The sequence below is a fragment of the Comamonas sp. 14P8.1.4 genome (genome assembly GCF_057799285.1).
In genome coordinates this window covers 1-410 of record NZ_JBYOKN010000042.1, presented here as the reverse complement: position 1 = coordinate 410, position 410 = coordinate 1, and the positions used below count along the sequence as shown (strand labels likewise).

1 pseudogene is annotated in these 410 nt (G+C 68.3%); it reads right to left on the bottom strand.

Annotated features, from left to right (window positions below):
* Positions 1 to 40 precede the first annotated feature (40 nt).
* Positions 41 to 410 (bottom strand): annotated as a pseudogene (locus AC27VO_RS16545) (3-oxoadipyl-CoA thiolase); the annotation flags it as partial.

Sequence of the window (410 nt, the reverse complement as noted above, 5' to 3'; positions counted from 1 at the left end):
GCTGGGCGCCTGGGGCGCCATGGCCCCAGGCTGGCGTGACTTAGACCTTCTCCAGGATCACAGCAATGCCCTGGCCCACGCCGATGCACATGGTGCACAGCGCGTAGCGGCCGCCCAGTGTGTGCAACTGGTTCACAGCCGTGGTGGCCAGGCGTGCACCGGAGGCACCCAGGGGGTGACCCAGCGCAATCGCACCGCCCCATTGGTTGACGCGCTGGTCGTCGTCGGCAATACCCAGGTCGCGCAGCACGGCCAGGCCTTGGGCGGCGAAGGCTTCGTTCAACTCAATCACGTCCATGTCTGCCAAGGTCAGGCCAGTTTGGGCCAGCACCTTGCGCACCGCAGGTGCCGGGCCAAAGCCCATGATGCGCGGGGCCACACCGGCGGTGGCCATGCCCACCACACGGGCG